The 16,676-nt window shown below is 71.4% G+C and carries 18 protein-coding genes; 12 read left to right on the forward strand and 6 right to left on the reverse strand.

The features are described from left to right. Window positions 1–30 precede the first annotated feature (30 nt). From ACFXPK_RS17195 to moaA, 3 genes are all read left to right on the forward strand, one after another. Entirely contained in the window at window positions 31–444 is a 414-nt protein-coding gene (locus tag ACFXPK_RS17195) for a DUF485 domain-containing protein (protein ID WP_385005705.1), read from the forward strand. Next, on the forward strand, window positions 441–2,093 hold the full coding sequence (locus ACFXPK_RS17200) for a cation acetate symporter (protein ID WP_385005707.1): 1,653 nt from the start codon (window positions 441–443) through the stop codon (window positions 2,091–2,093). The genes ACFXPK_RS17195 and ACFXPK_RS17200 overlap by 4 nt, the downstream gene beginning before the upstream one ends. A 204-nt stretch (window positions 2,094–2,297) precedes the next feature. After that, window positions 2,298–3,287 (forward strand): GTP 3',8-cyclase MoaA, encoded by a 990-nt coding sequence (gene moaA, locus ACFXPK_RS17205; RefSeq protein WP_385005709.1) that lies wholly within the window; start codon window positions 2,298–2,300, stop codon window positions 3,285–3,287. Here moaA and ACFXPK_RS17210 read toward each other — a convergent pair. Then, complete coding sequence (locus tag ACFXPK_RS17210; protein WP_385076099.1) at window positions 3,270–3,590, reverse strand: hypothetical protein; 321 nt, start codon at window positions 3,588–3,590, stop codon at window positions 3,270–3,272. The two genes, moaA and ACFXPK_RS17210, sit on opposite strands and share 18 nt — an antisense overlap. A 295-nt stretch (window positions 3,591–3,885) precedes the next feature. Next, window positions 3,886–4,272, reverse strand: coding sequence for a DUF3099 domain-containing protein (locus tag ACFXPK_RS17215; RefSeq protein ID WP_385005713.1), 387 nt, complete (start codon window positions 4,270–4,272; stop codon window positions 3,886–3,888). A gap of 249 nt (window positions 4,273–4,521) precedes the next feature. Here ACFXPK_RS17215 and ACFXPK_RS17220 point away from each other — a divergent pair, with 249 nt between their 5' ends. Further along, the gene (locus tag ACFXPK_RS17220; protein ID WP_385005715.1) at window positions 4,522–4,815 is read left to right on the forward strand and encodes a GlsB/YeaQ/YmgE family stress response membrane protein; all 294 of its coding nucleotides are present in this window, start codon (window positions 4,522–4,524) and stop codon (window positions 4,813–4,815) included. 151 nt (window positions 4,816–4,966) lie between these two features. On the opposite strand, the gene tyrS is transcribed toward ACFXPK_RS17220, so the two are convergent. The 3 genes from tyrS to ACFXPK_RS17235 all read right to left on the reverse strand — a co-directional run bounded on the left by tyrS (window position 4,967) and on the right by ACFXPK_RS17235 (window position 9,246). Further along, window positions 4,967–6,235 carry a tyrosine--tRNA ligase gene (gene tyrS / locus ACFXPK_RS17225; RefSeq protein WP_385004536.1) on the reverse strand — a complete coding sequence of 423 codons (1,269 nt, stop codon included), beginning with the start codon at window positions 6,233–6,235 and terminating at the stop codon, window positions 4,967–4,969. A 75-nt stretch (window positions 6,236–6,310) separates the two neighbouring features. Continuing rightward, entirely contained in the window at window positions 6,311–7,726 is a 1,416-nt protein-coding gene (locus ACFXPK_RS17230; protein WP_385076104.1) for a metallopeptidase TldD-related protein, read from the reverse strand. Further along, entirely contained in the window at window positions 7,723–9,246 is a 1,524-nt protein-coding gene (locus tag ACFXPK_RS17235) for a TldD/PmbA family protein (RefSeq protein ID WP_385004540.1), read from the reverse strand. The genes ACFXPK_RS17230 and ACFXPK_RS17235 overlap by 4 nt, the downstream gene beginning before the upstream one ends. 277 nt (window positions 9,247–9,523) lie before the next feature. On the opposite strand from ACFXPK_RS17235, the gene ACFXPK_RS17240 reads away from it, so the two are divergent. From ACFXPK_RS17240 to ACFXPK_RS17255, 4 genes are all read left to right on the forward strand, one after another. Continuing rightward, on the forward strand, window positions 9,524–10,969 hold the full coding sequence (locus tag ACFXPK_RS17240; protein ID WP_385076114.1) for an ATP-binding protein: 1,446 nt from the start codon (window positions 9,524–9,526) through the stop codon (window positions 10,967–10,969). Window positions 10,970–11,116: 147 nt separating this feature from the next. Beyond that, window positions 11,117–11,836 (forward strand): 3-oxoacyl-[acyl-carrier-protein] reductase, encoded by a 720-nt coding sequence (gene fabG, locus ACFXPK_RS17245; RefSeq protein ID WP_329826278.1) that lies wholly within the window; start codon window positions 11,117–11,119, stop codon window positions 11,834–11,836. 4 nt (window positions 11,837–11,840) lie between these two features. Then, on the forward strand, window positions 11,841–12,611 hold the full coding sequence (gene fabI, locus ACFXPK_RS17250) for an enoyl-ACP reductase FabI (RefSeq protein WP_385004542.1): 771 nt from the start codon (window positions 11,841–11,843) through the stop codon (window positions 12,609–12,611). A 339-nt stretch (window positions 12,612–12,950) separates the two neighbouring features. Continuing rightward, the gene (locus ACFXPK_RS17255; protein ID WP_385076108.1) at window positions 12,951–13,289 is read left to right on the forward strand and encodes a hypothetical protein; all 339 of its coding nucleotides are present in this window, start codon (window positions 12,951–12,953) and stop codon (window positions 13,287–13,289) included. Here the strand turns inward: ACFXPK_RS17255 and ACFXPK_RS17260 are convergent. Continuing rightward, window positions 13,270–13,950 carry a FadR/GntR family transcriptional regulator gene (locus ACFXPK_RS17260; protein ID WP_385004546.1) on the reverse strand — a complete coding sequence of 227 codons (681 nt, stop codon included), beginning with the start codon at window positions 13,948–13,950 and terminating at the stop codon, window positions 13,270–13,272. The two genes, ACFXPK_RS17255 and ACFXPK_RS17260, sit on opposite strands and share 20 nt — an antisense overlap. A 100-nt stretch (window positions 13,951–14,050) precedes the next feature. Here ACFXPK_RS17260 and ACFXPK_RS17265 point away from each other — a divergent pair, with 100 nt between their 5' ends. The 4 genes from ACFXPK_RS17265 (at window position 14,051) to ACFXPK_RS17280 (ending at window position 16,535) form a co-directional block, all read left to right on the forward strand. Next, window positions 14,051–15,427 (forward strand): CynX/NimT family MFS transporter, encoded by a 1,377-nt coding sequence (locus ACFXPK_RS17265; protein WP_385004548.1) that lies wholly within the window; start codon window positions 14,051–14,053, stop codon window positions 15,425–15,427. Between the two features lie 4 nt (window positions 15,428–15,431). Continuing rightward, a complete protein-coding gene (locus ACFXPK_RS17270; protein ID WP_283958703.1) occupies window positions 15,432–15,548 on the forward strand; it encodes an SGM_5486 family transporter-associated protein in 117 nt (38 codons plus the stop codon). A gap of 165 nt (window positions 15,549–15,713) precedes the next feature. Then, window positions 15,714–15,923, forward strand: a complete 210-nt coding sequence (locus ACFXPK_RS17275) for a hypothetical protein (RefSeq protein ID WP_385004550.1) — start codon at window positions 15,714–15,716, stop codon at window positions 15,921–15,923. A gap of 93 nt (window positions 15,924–16,016) precedes the next feature. Further along, window positions 16,017–16,535: a SixA phosphatase family protein gene (locus tag ACFXPK_RS17280; RefSeq protein ID WP_385004552.1), complete on the forward strand. Its 519-nt coding sequence runs from the start codon at window positions 16,017–16,019 to the stop codon at window positions 16,533–16,535. The last annotated feature ends 141 nt before the right edge of the window (window positions 16,536–16,676 follow it).

Raw genomic sequence — 16,676 nt, forward strand, 5'->3', positions numbered from 1 at the left:
CCCACCGCACCCGCGTCACGAGGAGAGTCCGTGGCTTCCGACACACCGCCGCCGCCCGAGGGCGGTACGGACACCAGCACCGCCCCGTCCACACCCGAGGCGGCCCCGAAGACCGGGGCCACCCGCGCGCAGCCCACGACGGCCCAGTTCGTCGCGGTGCAGGAGAGCGAGGAGTTCGGCGAACTGCGCCGCACCTACCGCTCCTTCGCCTTTCCGCTGACCGTCGCCTTCATCGCCTGGTACCTGCTGTACGTCCTGCTGTCCAACTACGCAGGCGACTTCATGGGCACCAAGCTCTTCGGCAACATCAATGTCGCGCTGGTCCTCGGCCTCGCACAGTTCGCCACCACCTTCCTCATCGCCTGGGTCTACTCGCGGCACGCGGCGCGGAAGCTCGACCCGCAGGCCGAGGCCATCAAGTCCCGCATGGAGGCGGACGCATGAGCCACCCGGTCACTCTCCTCAGCCAGTCCGCCCCGGCCCAGCTCGCCGCCGCCGGGGACGCCAGCGAGCACCGGCCGCTGATCATCACGCTCTTCGGGCTCTTCGTCGTGGCGACCCTGATCATCACCGTCTGGGCCGGCCGCCAGACCAAGGACGCCTCGGACTTCTACGCGGGCGGCCGGCAGTTCACCGGCTTCCAGAACGGCCTCGCCGTCTCCGGCGACTACATGTCCGCCGCCTCGTTCCTCGGTATCGCCGGGGCCATCGCGCTCTTCGGATACGACGGCTTCCTCTACTCCATCGGCTTCCTGGTCGCCTGGCTGGTGGCCCTGCTGCTCGTCGCGGAACCGCTGCGCAACTCCGGCCGCTACACCATGGGCGACGTCCTCGCGTACCGCATGCGCCAGCGCCCGGTCCGTACCGCCGCCGGTACCTCCACCATCGTCGTCTCGATCTTCTACCTGCTGGCGCAGATGGCCGGCGCGGGTGTGCTGGTCTCCCTGCTGCTCGGCATCACCAGCGACGCCGGGAAGATCGCCATCGTCGCCCTGGTCGGCCTGCTGATGATCGTGTACGTCACGATCGGCGGCATGAAGGGCACCACCTGGGTGCAGATGGTCAAGGCGGTCCTGCTCATCGCGGGCACCCTGCTGATCACGTTCCTGATCCTGTGGAAGTTCCACTTCAACCTCTCCGACCTGCTGGGCACGGCGGCGAGCAACAGCGGCAAGGGCGCGGCCTTCCTGGAGCCCGGTCTCAAGTACGGGGCGACGGCCACCTCGAAGCTGGACTTCATCTCGCTCGGGATCGCGCTGGTCCTCGGTACGGCGGGGCTGCCGCACATCCTGATCCGCTTCTACACCGTGCCGACCGCGCAGGCAGCCCGGAAGTCCGTCATCTGGGCCATCGGCATCATCGGTGCCTTCTACCTGATGACGATCGTCCTCGGCTTCGGCGCCGCCGCGCTCCTCAAGCCCGGCGACATCATCGCCTCCAACAAGGCGGGCAACACGGCGGCTCCCCTGGCGGCCCTGGAGATCGGCGGTGGAGCCGGTTCGACGGGCGGCGCCATCCTGCTGGCCGTGATCTCGGCGGTCGCCTTCGCCACCATCCTCGCGGTCGTCGCCGGGCTGACGCTGGCCTCGTCCTCGTCGTTCGCGCACGACATCTACGCCAACGTGATCCGCAAGGGGGAGGCGACCGAGAAGGAGGAGGTCCGCGCGGCCCGCTGGGCGACCGTCGCCATCGGTGTCGTCTCCATCGGCCTCGGCGCCATGGCCCGCGACCTCAACGTGGCCGGACTGGTCGCCCTCGCCTTCGCCGTCGCCGCCTCGGCCAACCTGCCGACGATCCTCTACAGCCTGTTCTGGAAGAGGTTCACCACCCAGGGCGCCCTCTGGTCGATCTACGGCGGTCTGTCCTCGTCCGTCCTGCTGGTGCTCTTCTCACCGGTCGTCTCGGGCAAGCCCACGTCGATGTTCCCGGGCGTCGACTTCCACTTCTTCCCGCTGGAGAACCCCGGGCTGATCTCCATCCCGCTGGGCTTCCTGCTCGGCTGGCTGGGAACCGTACTGTCCAAGGACGAGCCGGACAGCGGCAAGTACGCCGAGCTGGAGGTCAAGTCCCTCACCGGTACGGGCGCGCACTGACCCCGGGCGGTCGGTGACAGCCTCCGAGGCCGCGTCGTGGAGTGCCACGACGCGGCCTCGCGGCGTACCCGCCCCGGCGTGCCCGCGCGTTCGCCGCCGTACACCGGGACCGGTGGTGTCAGCGGTCTGACGTACGCTCGAAGGAGCCGGATCCGATCACCGGGGAGCCGCACCGACCATCAGGAACCACCGGGAGGGGCCACAGTGCTCATCGACACCTACGGCAGGGTCGCCACGGATCTCCGTGTGTCGCTCACCGACCGGTGCAATCTGCGGTGCACCTACTGCATGCCGGAGGAAGGGCTCCAGTGGCTCACGAAGACCGATCTGCTGACCGACGACGAGATCGTCCGGCTGATCGGGATGGCCGTGACGCGCCTGGGCATCGAGGAGATCCGCTTCACCGGCGGTGAGCCGCTGCTCAGGCCGGGGCTCGTCGGGATCGTGGAGCGGTGCGCGGCGCTGGAGCCGCGCCCCAGGATGTCCCTGACCACCAACGGCATCGGACTGGGGCGCACGGCCGCCGCGCTGAAGGCCGCCGGTCTCGACCGGGTCAACGTCTCGCTCGACACCCTGCGGCCCGACGTCTTCAAGACCCTCACCCGCCGCGACCGCCACCATGACGTCCTCGACGGGCTGCGGGCGGCCCACGACGCCGGGCTGACCCCCGTCAAGGTCAATACGGTCCTGATGCCGGGGGTCAACGAGGACGAGGCCCCCGAGCTGCTGGCCTGGGCCGTGGAGCACGGCTACGAGCTGCGGTTCATCGAGCAGATGCCCCTCGACGCGCAGCACGGCTGGAAGCGCGAGCGCATGGTCACGGCCGGTGACATCCTGGCCTCGCTGCGGACCCGGTTCACCCTCACCGAGGAGGACGAGGGCGCACGGGGCTCGGCGCCCGCCGAGCGCTGGCTCGTGGACGGCGGCCCGCACCGCGTCGGGGTGATCGCCTCCGTCACCCGCCCGTTCTGCGGCGCCTGCGACCGCACCCGGCTCACGGCCGACGGGCAGGTGCGGACCTGCCTGTTCGCCCGGGAGGAGACGGACCTGCGGGCGGCCCTGCGCTCGGGCGCGCCCGACGAGGAGATAGCCACGCTCTGGAAGCTCGCGATGTGGGGAAAGAAGGCCGGTTCCGGTCTGGACGATCCCGCGTTCCTTCAGCCGGACCGCCCGATGTCAGCCATCGGAGGCTGATCCGGGCTCCTCCCGTTCCGCGCGCTCTCCCCGTTCCGTGCCCTCCCCGCCGCCGTCCGAGCGCTCCTCCCACTCGGTGAGCGTCACGACCTCCTTGAGGAACCCGCGCACCCCCAGGAACGAGGACAGATGCTCGCGGTGCGCGTCGCACGCCAGCCAGGTCTTGCGGCGCTCCGGTGTGTGCAGCTTGGGGTTGTTCCAGGCCAGGACCCAGACGGCGGCGTCCCGGCAGCCCTTCGCGGAGCAGACCGGGGGTGCCTGGTCGTCGGGGGAGCCGGGCGCGGGAAAGAGGGGGAAGTTCACCCACCCACCCTAGGACGAGTCCGCGGAGCCCGGTCGCGGTGACCGGCCCGGTCGTCGCGGTGAGCGGCGGGCGGCCGGGAAGCCCCCGGAAATGGCGACGCCGAGCAGCCACGGGGGGAGCTGCCCGGCGTCGGTCCGTCGCTCCGACGGGGGATGCGGAGCGCCTGCAAAGTATGTCACGGGCAACGGGGTGCCGTGCACCGGAACTTCACGATTGATCTGAGCTTTTCTTGAGGCTTCGGCCGTGCTGTGCGGACGCGGAGAATCCGCTCCCGCCTGCGCCCGACCCCTCGTGTCACACCGGTTCGCGCGCCGGCGACGGCCCCTCGCCGTACTCCCGGCCGGCGCCCGTGGCACCCGCCTGCGCGGTGCCGGGCGCGGGCGACGCGGCGATCATCGGGGGCAGCATCGACGTCCCGACGAAGGTGGACGGCAGCGCGGGGGAGTTCTCCCGGCCGGCGTTGGCGATGACCACCGCGACATAGGGCAGCAGCACCCCCAGGGCGAGCGTCACGATCGCGATCGGCCGTTGTACGTTCCACAGGGCAACCGTCGCGACCACGGCGAGCGTCCGCACGCTCATCGAGATCACATACCGGCGCTGCCGGCCACGTACATCCTCGGCCAGTCCTGTACGGGCCCCGGTGATCCGGAAGACCTCCGCGCCGCTCTGCTTCCGCATCACGTTCCACCACCCGATTTCGTGCCGCCGGACTCTCACCGCGGACCACCCCGGACCGGACACCTCTCACGGTACGCCGACGGTGCGGCGGCCACGAGAGGGGGTCACCCTCCGGCGTGACCGGTGTTCCTCATCACCCGCGTCGACGCCTCTCGTCGCGCCCCGTACAGCCGCGTCCGACATGCGCGGTACGACCGGCCGCCACAGACTGGCCCTCATGCGCACATCGCGCCGCGTGAGGAGGCGACCATGAGTTGGTTGTGGGTCATCGTTGTGGGCCTGGTGCTCGGCCTGATCGCCAAGGCGATCATCCCGGGCAAGCAGAACATCCCTCTCTGGCTGACGATCCTGTGCGGCATCCTGGGCAGCGTGCTCGGCAACGCCGTCGCCGGCTGGCTCGGTGTCGCGGACACCAAGGGCGTCGACTGGACCCGCCATGTGCTCCAGCTCATCGGGGCGATCATCGTGGTCGCGCTGGTCACCAAGGTCTGGCATTCCATCCGCGGCGAAAGGGGCCCGGCGGGGACCCGCGAACGCATCTGACGGACGGCGCGCCCGACGGACCGGCAGCGCCTCCGGCGGACAGCGCCGCGGCCGGGGTACGCACGCCCCGGCGGCCGGCGGACAGCGCCGCGGCCGGGTGCGCGGACCGTTGCCCACACACCCGGCCGCGGCCCGGGTACCCCCGTACTGCTCAGCCCGCCGTGACCTCGATCGCGGCCAGGTTCTTCTTCCCGCGGCGCAGCACCAGCCAGCGGCCGTGCAGCAGCTCCGTACGCTCCGGAACCGCCTCACCGTCCGCGACCTTGACGTTGTTCACGTACGCCCCGCCCTCCTTGACGGTCCGCCGCGCCGCCGACTTGCTCGGCGCCAGACCCACCGCGGCGAGCAGATCCACCACCGACGCCAGCTCCGTGACCTCGGCACGCGGGACCTCGGAGAGCGCCGCGCCCAGCGTCGCCTCGTCCAGCCCCGTCAGCTCGCCCTGGCCGAACAGCGCCCGGGACGCCGAGATGACCGCCGCGCACTGCTCGGCGCCGTGCACCAGGGTCGTCAGCTCCTCGGCCAGCGCCCGCTGAGCGGCGCGCGCCTGCGGACGCTCCCGCGTGGCCAGCTCCAGCTCCTCCAGCTCCTCGCGGCCGCGGAAGCTGAGGATGCGGCTGTACGCGGAGATGTCGCGGTCGTCCACGTTCAGCCAGAACTGGTAGAACGCGTACGGCGTGGTCATCGCCGGGTCGAGCCAGACCGCGCCGCCCTCCGTCTTGCCGAACTTGGTGCCGTCCGCCTTCGTCATCAGCGGCGTCGCCAGCGCGTGCACCTCGGCGCCCGGCTCCAGGCGGTGGATCAGGTCCAGACCGGCGGTGAGGTTGCCCCACTGGTCGCTGCCGCCCTGCTGGAGGACGCAGCCGTACCGCCGGTACAGCTCCAGGAAGTCCATGGACTGGAGGAGCTGGTAGCTGAACTCGGTGTAGCTGATGCCCTCGTCGGACTCCAGCCGGCGGGCGATCGAGTCCTTCGTCAGCATCCTGTTGACGCGGAAGTGCTTCCCGATGTCCCGCAGGAACTCGATCGCGGACAGCCCCGCGGTCCAGTCCAGGTTGTTGACCATGGTCGCCGCGTTCGGCCCCTCGAAGGAGAGGAACGGCTCGATCTGCGACCGCAGCCGCTCCACCCAGCCCGCCACCGTCTCCGGGTCGTTCAGCGTCCGCTCGGCGGTCGGCCGCGGGTCACCGATCTGCCCGGTGGCCCCGCCCACCAGCGCCAGCGGCCGGTGCCCGGCCTGCTGGAGCCTGCGTACGGTCAGCACCTGCACCAGATGACCCACGTGCAGGCTGGGCGCGGTCGGGTCGAAACCGCAATAGAACGTGACGGGACCGTCCGCGAGCGCCTTGCGCAAGGCGTCCTCGTCGGTGGACTGGGCGAACAGCCCGCGCCACTTCAGGTCGTCGACGATGTCCGTCACGGTCGTTTCTCTCCTCGGGTGGTGCGCACGCGGATGGTGCGCATGGTCCTGCGGTGAATCACCAGTCTATGGGGGTCATACTCCCTGGCTGACCGAGCTCATGTTGAAGTCGGGGACGCGCAGGGCGGGCATCGCGGCCCGGGTGAACCAGTCGCCCCACTCACGCGGCAGTGTCTTCTCCGTACGGCCGGCCTCCACGGCCCGCGACAGCAGATCGACGGGCGACTCGTTGAACCGGAAGTTGTTCACCTCGCCGACCACCTCACCGTCCTCGACCAGATAGACGCCGTCCCTGGTCAGCCCCGTGAGCAGCAGCGTCGCCGGGTCGACCTCGCGGATGTACCAGAGGCAGGTCAGCAGCAGCCCGCGCGAGGTGTTCGAGACCATCTCGTCCAGCGAGCGCTCGCCCCCCGCGTCCAGGATCAGATTGCCGATACCGGGGGCGACCGGGAGCCCGGTCAGGGCGGCGCTGTGCCGGGTGGTGACCAGCCGGTCCAGGGTGCCGCCGCTCACCCACTCCGTCGGGGCGAGCGGCAGCCCGTTGTCGAAGACGGAGGCGTCGTCGCCGGAGGCGTGCGCGATCACGAACGGCGCGGACTCCAGACCCGGCTCGTGCGGGTCGCTGCGCAGCGTGAGCGGCAGCTCGGAGAGCTTCTCGCCGACGCGGGTGCCGCCGCCCGGCAGCGAGAAGACCGTACGGCCCTCCGCCGCGTCCCGGGCGGTGGACGACCAGAACTGGTAGATCAGCAGATCGGCCACGGCGGTCGGCGGCAGCAGCGTCTCGTACCGCCCCGCGGGCAGCTCCACCTTCCGCTCGGCCCACGCGAGGCGCCGGGCCAGCTCGGCGTCGAGGGCGGCCGGGTCCACGTCCCGGAAGTCACGCGTGGCCCGCCCCGCCCAGGCCGAACGCGAACGGTCGGGCGACTTCGCGTTCAGCTCCAGGGTGCCGCTCGGCTGGTCGTGGCGCAGCCGTACACCCGTCGACGTACCGAGATACGTCGAGGTCAGCTCGTGGTTGGCGAACCCGTACAGCTCACGGCCGCCGGACCGGGCCCGCGCGAAGGCCTCGCCGAGCGCGGGCGCGAAGTCGTCGAAGACGGCGGAGGTCGTCTCGGCGGGCGCGTCCGTGAAGCCGGCCGACGCCGGGCCTCCGGCACCGACCAGCGGCTGCGCGTCCTCGGCGGGCCCGGCGCCCCGCGCGGCGGCCTCGGCGGCCCGTACCAGCGGCTCCAGATCGTCGGCGGTGACGGCGGAACGCGACACGACCCCGGAGGCGGTCCCCCGCGCGCCGTCCACGGTCGCGATGACGGTGAGGGTACGGCCCCGGGTGACCCCGTTGGTCGTCAGCGCGTTGCCCGCCCAGCGCAGATTGGCGGAGGACTGCTCGTCGGCGATGACCACACAGCCGTCGGCGGTGGAGAGTTCGAGGGCGCGCTCGACGATCTCGTGCGGCTTGCTGATGCGGCTCTTGGGGGAAGTCGGGGAAGTCATCGGCCTGCCTCCTGCGTCGTGTTGAGGATGTTGACGCCGCGGAAGAGCGCCGACGGGCAGCCGTGGGAGACCGCCGCCACCTGGCCCGGCTGCGCCTTGCCGCAGTTGAAGGCGCCGCCCAGGACATACGTCTGCGGTCCGCCGACCGCCTCCATCGAGCCCCAGAAGTCCGTGGTCGTCGCCTGGTAGGCGACATCGCGGAGCTGGCCCGCCAGCTTGCCGTTCTCGATCCGGAAGAACCGCTGGCCCGTGAACTGGAAGTTGTAGCGCTGCATGTCGATCGACCACGACCGGTCGCCGACCACATAGATCCCGCGCTCCACCCCGCCGATCAGATCCTCCGTGGCGAGCCCGCCCGGATCCGGCCGCAGCGAGACGTTCGCCATGCGTTGCACGGGGACATGCCCCGGCGAATCCGCGTACGCGCAGCCGTTGGACCGGCCGAGGCCGGTGAGCTTCGCGATGCGGCGGTCGAGCTGGTAGCCGACGAGCGTGCCGTCCTTGACCAGGTCCCACGACTGCGCCTCGACGCCCTCGTCGTCGTACCCGATCGTGGCGAGCCCGTGCTCGGCGGTGCGGTCGCCCGTCACATTCATCACCGAGGAGCCGTACGCCAACGTCCCGAGCTGGTCGAACGTGGCGAAGGACGTCCCCGCGTACGCAGCCTCGTACCCCAGCGCCCGGTCCAGCTCGGTGGCGTGCCCGATCGACTCGTGGATCGTCAGCCACAGGTTGGACGGGTCGACGACCAGGTCGTACGTGCCGGCCTCGACGCTCGGCGCCCGCATCTTCTCGGCGAGCAGCCCGGGGATGCGCTCCAGCTCCGCGTCCCAGTCCCAGCCCGTGCCGGTCAGGTACTCCCAGCCCCGCCCGACGGGCGGCGCGATCGTGCGCATCGAGTCGAACTCGCCGCTCTTGCCGTCGACCGCGACCGCCGTGAGCTGCGGATGCAGCCGTACCCGCTGCTGGGTGGTGACGGTGCCCGCGGTGTCCGCGTAGAACTTGTTCTCGTGGACGGTGAGCAGCGAGGCGTCCACATGCGCCACGCCCTCCGCCCGCAGCAGCCGCGCGCTCCACTCGGCGAGCAGCCCGCTCTTCTCCTCGTCGGGCACGGTGAACGGATCGATCTCGTACGCCGACACCCAGGTCTTCTCGGCGTGCACCGGCTCCTCGGCCAGCTCCACCCGCTCGTCGGACCCCGCGGCGGCGATCACCTTCGCCGACAGCTTGGCCATCGCCACGGCCTGCCCGGCGACCCGCGCCGCCGCGTCCATCGTCAGATCCACCCCGGACGCGAAACCCCAGGCCCCGCCGTGCACCACCCGGACCGCGTAGCCGAGATCCGTGGTGTCCGACGACCCGGCGGGCTTCCCGTCCCGCAACCGCCAGGCCGCGCCGCGCACCCGCTCGAACCGGAAATCCGCGTGCTGCGCGCCGAGCGCCCGCGCCCGCGCGAGCGCGGCGTCGGCGAGCGCCCGCAGCGGCAGCGCCAGGAACGACTGATCTACCTCGTGGGGCACGTGCTGCCTTCCCTTCTGATCACGCTCTGGTTGTCGCACCTTCTCTGCGTCCGCAGTGAATCATGCGCGGCAGCCGGACCGAAGGCCCCTTGCGGCACCTCGGCCGCCCGCAACGCGGTGTGTGGTAGGTGACGGGTGGGCCTGTCCCGTGCCGACGGCACACCGTGCTCGTTGAGGGAAACGTACTTCCCGGAAGTACGTTTCCCTCGACGAGCCGCAGGAGGCGGAACCATTGGACACGCGACAGGAACCAGCCCCGCTCGCGAAGCCGGACGACATGTTCGACCGGGACTGGGAGTGGAGCGAGCTGACCGCTTTCGCGGCCGATGCCGGGCCCGAGGCCACCTTGGGGGTGGTGTCCGGCCGCCGTCGGCAGGGGAAGTCCTTCCTGCTCGACGGGCTCGCGCGGGCCGGTGGCGGCTTCTACTTCTGTGCGTACGAGGCGACGGAAGCCGAGTCGCTGCGCCGCTTCGGTGAGGAGCTGGCCACGTACACCGGGAGCGTCGCGCCGCTGCGCTTCGACCGCTGGGAGGCGGCCGTCGACGCGCTGCTCGCGCTCGGGCGTGAGCGGCCGCTCCCTGTGGTGATCGACGAGTTTCCCTATCTCGCCCGTCACTCCCCGTCCCTGCCCTCCGTGCTCCAGGTCGCCTACGGGCCCCGCCGTCCGGAGCGCCTGGAGTCCCGTACGCGCCTTCTCCTGTGCGGCAGTTCGCTCGCCTTCATGGGCGGGCTGCTCAGCGGGACGTCGCCGCTGCGGGGCAGGGCCAGCCTGGAACTGGTCGTGCATCCGCTGGACTTCCGCAAGGCGGCCGAATTCTGGGGCATCGGCGATCCCCGGCTCGCCGTACTCGTCCACGCGGTCGTCGGCGGTACACCCGCGTACCGGCGGGAGTTCGTACGGGACGACACCCCGTCCGGCATCGAGGACTTCGACGCCTGGATCTGCCGCACCGTGCTCTCTCCCCGATCGCCCCTCTACCGGGAGGCGCGCTACCTGCTGGCCGACGAGTCCGATCTGCGCGACCGGGCCGTGTATCACTCGGTTCTCTCCGCGATCGCACAGGGCCACTGCACGTCGGGCCGTATCGCGAGCTTTCTCGCCCGGCCCACCGGCGACATCACGCACCCGCTGACCGTGCTCCAGGACTGCGGACTCGTACAAAGGCGGACCGATGCGTTCCGCAAGAACCGCAGCACGTACCAGGTCGCGGAACCGCTGATCAACTTCGACCACGCCATCGTCCGGCCGAAGATCGCCATGCTGGACCGGGGGATGGCCGAGGTCGCCTGGCGGAGCAGTCGGCCGGGCTTCTTCCCCGCCGTGGTCGGCCCGCATTTCGAACAGCTCTGCCGTGACTGGGTCGCGCACTTCGCGGCGCCCGAGACGTTCGGAGGGCTGCCGATCGACGTGTCGTACGGCACGGTCGCGGATCCGGCGAACCGGGTGTCGTACGAAGTCGATGTCGTGGTCCACGGCGCTGTCGGCCAGGACAACGGGGTGCTGCTGGGACTCGGCGAGTGCAAGTGGGGCCAGATCATGGGCGTCGGGCATCTCGAACGGCTGCGTGGCATCAGGGATCTGCTGGCCGGGCGCGGGACGGATGTGTCGCAGGCCAGGCTCGTCTGCTTCGGCGCGGCAGGGTTCACCCCCGAGCTGCGGGCCGCCGGGGAGCGGGGCGAGGCCGTGCTCGTGGATCTCGACCGGCTGTACGGCGGGGAGTGAGCACGGGCGGGACCGGCGGCGGTGGTCGTTTCTGTAGGGACCCGACAGGGAGTGCACCGAGGCGCTGTCAGGGGGCGAGTCCCCGTGGGCCGGGTCGGACCTATAGGTTTTCAGGGGTACCAGACCCCTTGAGGAAAGGCTGATCCGTTGAGCCGCTCGGTTCTCGTCACCGGAGGAAACCGGGGCATCGGCCTCGCCATCGCCCGTGCCTTCGCCGACAACGGCGACAAGGTCGCCATCACCTACCGCTCCGGCGAGCCGCCGCAGGCGCTCACCGAGCTGGGCTGCCTGGCGGTCCGCTGCGACATCACCGACAGCGAGCAGGTGGAGCAGGCATACAAGGAGATCGAGGAGAAGCACGGTCCCGTGGAGGTGCTGGTCGCCAACGCCGGCATCACCAAGGACCAGTTGCTCATGCGGATGTCCGAGGAGGACTTCGCCTCCGTCCTCGACACCAACCTCACCGGCACCTTCCGCGTCGTCAAGCGCGCCAACCGCGCGATGCTGCGCGCCAAGAAGGGCCGGGTCGTACTGATCTCGTCCGTGGTCGGGCTGCTCGGCTCGGCGGGGCAGGCGAACTACGCCGCGTCCAAGGCCGGTCTGGTCGGGTTCGCCCGCTCCCTCGCCCGTGAGCTGGGTTCGCGGAACATCACCTTCAACGTCGTCGCGCCCGGCTTCGTCGACACCGACATGACGAAGGTACTCACCGACGAGCAGCGCGCGGGCATCGTCTCGCAGGTGCCGCTCGGCCGTTATGCGCAGCCGGAGGAGATCGCCGCGACGGTGCGGTTCCTCGCCTCCGACGACGCCTCGTACATCACTGGAGCCGTCATTCCCGTTGACGGCGGATTGGGCATGGGTCACTGATCACATGAGTGGAATCCTCGCCGGCAAGCGCATTCTCGTGACGGGTGTCCTCACCGAGGGCTCCATCGCGTTCCACGCCGCCAAGGTGGCGCAGGAGGAGGGCGCGGAGGTCATCCTCACCGGCTTCGGCAGGCTCACGCTCGTCGAGCGCATCGCCAAGCGGCTGCCCAAGCCCGCCCCGGTCATCGAGCTGGACGTCACCAACCAGGAGCACCTGGACGGGCTGGCCGACAAGATCCGTGAGCACCAGGGCGAGGGTGCCGGGATCGACGGCATCGTGCACTCGATCGCCTTCGGCCCCCAGGGCGCCTTCAACTTCCTTGAGGGGAGCTGGGAGGACGTCTCCACGGCGGTGCATGTCTCGGCGTACTCCCTGAAGTCGCTCACCACGGCCTGTCTGCCGCTGATGGAGCGCGGCGGCTCGGTCGTCGGCCTCACCTTCGACGCGCAGTTCGCCTGGCCGAAGTACGACTGGATGGGCGTCGCCAAGGCGGCCCTGGAGTCCACCAACCGCTACCTCGCCCGAGACCTGGGCGAGCGGAACATCCGCTGCAACCTGATCTCGGCCGGCCCCCTCAAGTCGATGGCGGCCAAGTCGATCCCGGGCTTCGAGACCTTCGCGGACGTCTGGAACGAGCGTGCCGCGATCAACTGGGACCTGTCGGACCCGGAGCCGGCCGGCCGCGGTGTCGTCGCTCTGCTGTCGGACTTCTTCCCGAAGACGACGGGCGAGATCGTCCACGTCGACGGCGGCGTGCACATGATGGGTGCCTGACACTCCCGGCAGCACTGAGAAGGGGGCGCGGTGGCCCCCGCGCGCGCGGCCGGCGCCCGCGCCCCCCCCCCCCCCCCGCCGCCCCCCCACCCAAAAAGCGGCGGGGGGCCCCCCCCCCCGCGGGGGGGCGGCGGATCAGTGTGTGAGCCTCACACCCCCCCCGCCGCGCGGCCGCCCGCCGCCGTCCCCGCCCCCCCCCCCCCCCCCTTCTCCGTCGCCCGTCTCCCCGCGGCTCCTCCCCGAGTCGAAAAGAGCGGCGCTTCCCCGCACACTGGGCGGGACGGCTCAGGACGGGGCCGGCCCCACCGGTTCTCGCCCGCTGGGGGAGGAGGTGTCCCTATGCGCGCGCAGCGCCGCCGTACCGCCGTTCTCGTGGCCGTCGCGCTGACGGCCTCGGCGTTCGCGGTCGCCGCCGACCGCCCCGGCCGGGACCGCCCGGCCCCCGACCGTTTCCGCGCCACCTGCCGTACGGACATCCAGGGTTCCCGCGCCGTCGCGTACTGCCACAACCCGTACCCCGAGACCGACCGGGTCCGGCTGCACGTGGACTGCGCGCGCTGGTGGGACATCGACACCGTGGGCGCGCCCGTGGACATCGGGGCCGCCGGATACGTCCGGCTCGCCGACCGGTGCTGGAAGGAGATCAGATCGGTGCGGGTCAGCCACGCACGTCCGTGACCAGGCAGTGCCGGGTGTAGCTCGCCGCCTCGGCCGCCGCCGTCTCCGAGTCGCCCGCCCGGATCGCCGCCACCAGCCGCGCGTGGTCCATGTGGTTCTCGGGGCGCAGCTCCCGGCCCACGTCCTCCCGGAGCCAGTCGCGCAGGAGATCGCCCAGGTCCGCGTAGAGCGCGGTCATCACGTCGTTGTGCGACGCGGCGACGACGGCGAGGTGGAGCGCCGCGTCCGCCGCCACGAACCGGTCCGCGTCCCCGGCGGCCCACGCCTCCTCGCGCCGGGCGAGAAGCGTGTCGAGCCGGTGCAGATCGCGTTCCGTACGGCGCCGGGCCGCCAGCCGCGCCGCCGAGGACTGGAGCGTGGTGTGGAGTTCGGCGATGTGGAGCGGGTCGGTCCCGGCGAATCTGCGGTGCATCACGCCGGCCAGCTCGCTGGTCGCGACGACATACGTGCCGGACCCCTGCCGGATGCTCAGCAGCCCGTTGTGGGCGAGCGCCCTGACCGCCTCGCGGACGGTGTTGCGGGCCACGCCGAGTTGCTCGACCAGCTCGGGCTCGGTCGGGATGCGCGAGCCCACCGGCCACGCGCCCGACGTGATCTGGTCCCGCAGCTCGTCGATCACCTGATCGGAGAGCGCGGAACGCCGGGGAGAGGTCAGTGCCATGGTGCTCCTGGTCTCGGGGAGTCGGAGGGTGACGGGATCCACGGAGGGACGGCGCCCCACAGGTGGACAGTAAAACATCCCATCATTCTATGATGGCCCCATGTCCGACGAGCCGCACACCTCTCTCCGTCCGCAGGCCGGGCGCATACCGGCGCCCGCCGCCCCCTCGGTCCCCTCCGGGCCGTCCATGACCGCCGGGCCGGCGGCGCCCGCCGTCGCGGCCGTGCCGCCGGTGCCCACGTCGAAGTGGCGCACCCGGCTTCTGATCGCCGGGCTCCTCCTCGCCGCCCTCAACCTCCGCCCCGCCATCACCAGCCTCGGCGCCCTCCTCGAAGAGGTACGGGACGGACTGCACATGAGCGGCACCCTCGCGGGCGTCCTCACCTCCGTACCGCCCTTCTGCTTCGCCGTCTTCGGCTTCGCCGCGCCCCGGCTGGCCCGGCGCTTCGGGCCCGGCGCCGTCGTCCTCGCCGGGATGGTGGCGATCACCGCGGGAGTGGCGCTCCGCCCCTTCGCCGGCGGTACGGCGGGCTTCCTCGCCGCCAGCGCGCTCGCGCTCATGGGGATCGCGGTCAGCAACGTGCTCATGCCGGTGATCGTCAAGCGCCACTTCCCCGACCGGGTCGGCACCATGACCGGCCTCTACTCCATGGGCCTGGCGCTCGGCACCGCCACGGCGGCGGCCGTGACCGTCCCCATGACCCAGGCGCTGGGCGGCAGTTGGCGTACGGGGCTCGGCGTGTGGGCGGTGCTCGCCGCCGTCGCCGTACTGCCGTGGGCCGCCCTGGCACGCGACCGTTCCGCGACCGCGTCCGGCTTCGGCCCCGGCTCCGGCTCCCCGGCGGCCGGTCAGGACGCGGCGCCGGGCGGCGGCGGAACCGCCGGTCTCCGCCTCGGGCGCAGCCGTACGGCATGGGCCCTCGCCTGCTTCTTCGGCCTCCAGGCCACCGGCGCGTACATCACCATGGGCTGGATGCCGCAGATCTTCCGCGACGCCGGGGTCCCGGCGGGCACGGCGGGGCTGCTGCTCGCCGTGACCATGGTGATGGGGGTGCCGCTGGCCTTCGTGATCCCCCGGGTCGCCACGCGCATGAACAGCCAGGGGCCGATGGTCGTCGCCCTGGGACTCTGCGGGCTGACCGCCTACACGGGGCTCTACCTCGCACCGGCCGGGGGAGCGTGGGTCTGGGCCGTGCTGCTGGGCGTCTCGAACTGCGCGTTCCCGCTGGCCCTCACCATGATCGGCCTGCGGTCGCGGACCGGCGCGGGGGTCGTGCGGCTCTCCGCCTTCGCCCAGAGCACCGGCTACCTGATCTCCATCCCGGGCCCGATGCTGGTGGGCGTGGTGTACGAGTACTCCGGCGGCTGGGGGCTGCCGATCGCGCTGATGGGGGCGTTCCTCGTACCGCAGATGGTGATGGGCGTCGTCGCGGGCCGGGACCGGACGATCGAGGACGAGACGCGGATGCGAGACTGACCGTATGCCAGTCCTCGACCCGAACCCTCAGAACGGCCAGCGGAAACTGCTGCTCGTCTTCGGCACCATCATCGGCATCATGGTGATCATCAGCATCATCGCGACCATCGCCAGCCCCTGACCGTCCGCCGTCGTGACACCCCGGGGTGGGGCTGGCCCCCCTGTCCCCTAGGGGGCAGGGGTCAGGGTCGAGTGGGTGGGTCACCGGATGGGAACCGGGCTGCGCGATCCGTAGCGTGGAGGCATCACGGATCACCGACCGATTCACAGACCTCCGGAGGCGGCCATGCCGGCCCGTACCCACTCCCGGCCCTACTCCCCGGCACCCTCCGGCGGCGTCGACACCCGGCTGCCGTGGTGGTCCCTCGCCCTGCCCTCCATAGCCTTCGTCGTCCTGTTCGTGCTGATGGCGGATCCCGGCCAGGCGCACGCCGCGACCGCCGACCCCACCGTCGGGCGGATCCTGGAACACCTGCATCTGACCCTCGCCCGGTAGTACCGGTCAGCGGCGGCGGCGCCGTTCACCCGTGCCGGGTGAGCACGTCAACACCCAGCGCCCGCTGGCTCATTTCATGCGAAGCTGGAAAGCATGAGCGTCGAAACACCCCGCAGGATCGTCCTCCTCCGGCACGCCAAGGCCGACTGGCCCGACGTGGCGGACCACGAAAGGCCGCTCGCGGACCGGGGCCGTGCGGATGCCCCCGTCGCGGGCCGTGAGCTGGCCGCGACGGGTATCGCCTTCGATCTGGCTCTCTGCTCGACCGCGGCGAGAACGCGAGAGACCTGGAAACTGGCGGTGGCGGAGCTGCCGCAGCGCCCCAGGACCGTCTACGACGACCGGCTGTACGAAGCCTCCCTCGGCGAGCTGATCGCCGTGGTCAACGAGGTCTCCGAGGATGTGCGCGACCTTCTTCTCATCGGCCACAACCCCGTGACCCATGCCCTCGCCGACGCCCTCGCGGGCGATGCGGAAGGCGACACGCACCCCCGGATGAACCGGAGCGGCTTCCCCACCGCGGCCTTCGCCGTCCTCACCTTCGACGGCAGCTGGAAATCGGTGGAGCACGGCGTGGCCACACTCACCGCTTTCTGGACGCCGCGCGGCTGACCGGCGGGCCCGCCCAGGGCGGTGTGCGGCTCCGTCCGTACGGACGCGGGGGGGGGGCGCGGCGGGGGGCCCGGGGGGGGCCCCCCCCGGCGGCGAGCTTGGCTTCCTTCCATGCGGTCCAGCACCGCACCGCGCAGGTGT

This window comes from Streptomyces sp. NPDC059142 (assembly GCF_042755665.1).
In the GTDB taxonomy this organism is placed as follows: domain Bacteria; phylum Actinomycetota; class Actinomycetes; order Streptomycetales; family Streptomycetaceae; genus Streptomyces.

What these genes read in the sequence shown, in the direction of transcription:
- ACFXPK_RS17200 (WP_385005707.1), top strand. Translation starts at nt 441, where the DNA reads ATGAGCCACCCGGTCACTCTCCTCAGCCAGTCCGCCCCGGCCCAGCTC.
- ACFXPK_RS17255 (WP_385076108.1), top strand. Translation starts at nt 12,951, where the DNA reads ATGCGCGCGCAGCGCCGCCGTACCGCCGTTCTCGTGGCCGTCGCGCTG.
- ACFXPK_RS17260 (WP_385004546.1), bottom strand. Translation starts at nt 13,950, where the DNA reads ATGGCACTGACCTCTCCCCGGCGTTCCGCGCTCTCCGATCAGGTGATC.
- ACFXPK_RS17265 (WP_385004548.1), top strand. Translation starts at nt 14,051, where the DNA reads ATGTCCGACGAGCCGCACACCTCTCTCCGTCCGCAGGCCGGGCGCATA.
- ACFXPK_RS17230 (WP_385076104.1), bottom strand. Translation starts at nt 7,726, where the DNA reads ATGACTTCCCCGACTTCCCCCAAGAGCCGCATCAGCAAGCCGCACGAG.
- ACFXPK_RS17275 (WP_385004550.1), top strand. Translation starts at nt 15,714, where the DNA reads ATGCCGGCCCGTACCCACTCCCGGCCCTACTCCCCGGCACCCTCCGGC.
- ACFXPK_RS17220 (WP_385005715.1), top strand. Translation starts at nt 4,522, where the DNA reads ATGAGTTGGTTGTGGGTCATCGTTGTGGGCCTGGTGCTCGGCCTGATC.
- fabI (WP_385004542.1), top strand. Translation starts at nt 11,841, where the DNA reads ATGAGTGGAATCCTCGCCGGCAAGCGCATTCTCGTGACGGGTGTCCTC.
- ACFXPK_RS17270 (WP_283958703.1), top strand. Translation starts at nt 15,432, where the DNA reads ATGCCAGTCCTCGACCCGAACCCTCAGAACGGCCAGCGGAAACTGCTG.
- ACFXPK_RS17240 (WP_385076114.1), top strand. Translation starts at nt 9,524, where the DNA reads ATGTTCGACCGGGACTGGGAGTGGAGCGAGCTGACCGCTTTCGCGGCC.
- ACFXPK_RS17215 (WP_385005713.1), bottom strand. Translation starts at nt 4,272, where the DNA reads ATGCGGAAGCAGAGCGGCGCGGAGGTCTTCCGGATCACCGGGGCCCGT.
- ACFXPK_RS17280 (WP_385004552.1), top strand. Translation starts at nt 16,017, where the DNA reads ATGAGCGTCGAAACACCCCGCAGGATCGTCCTCCTCCGGCACGCCAAG.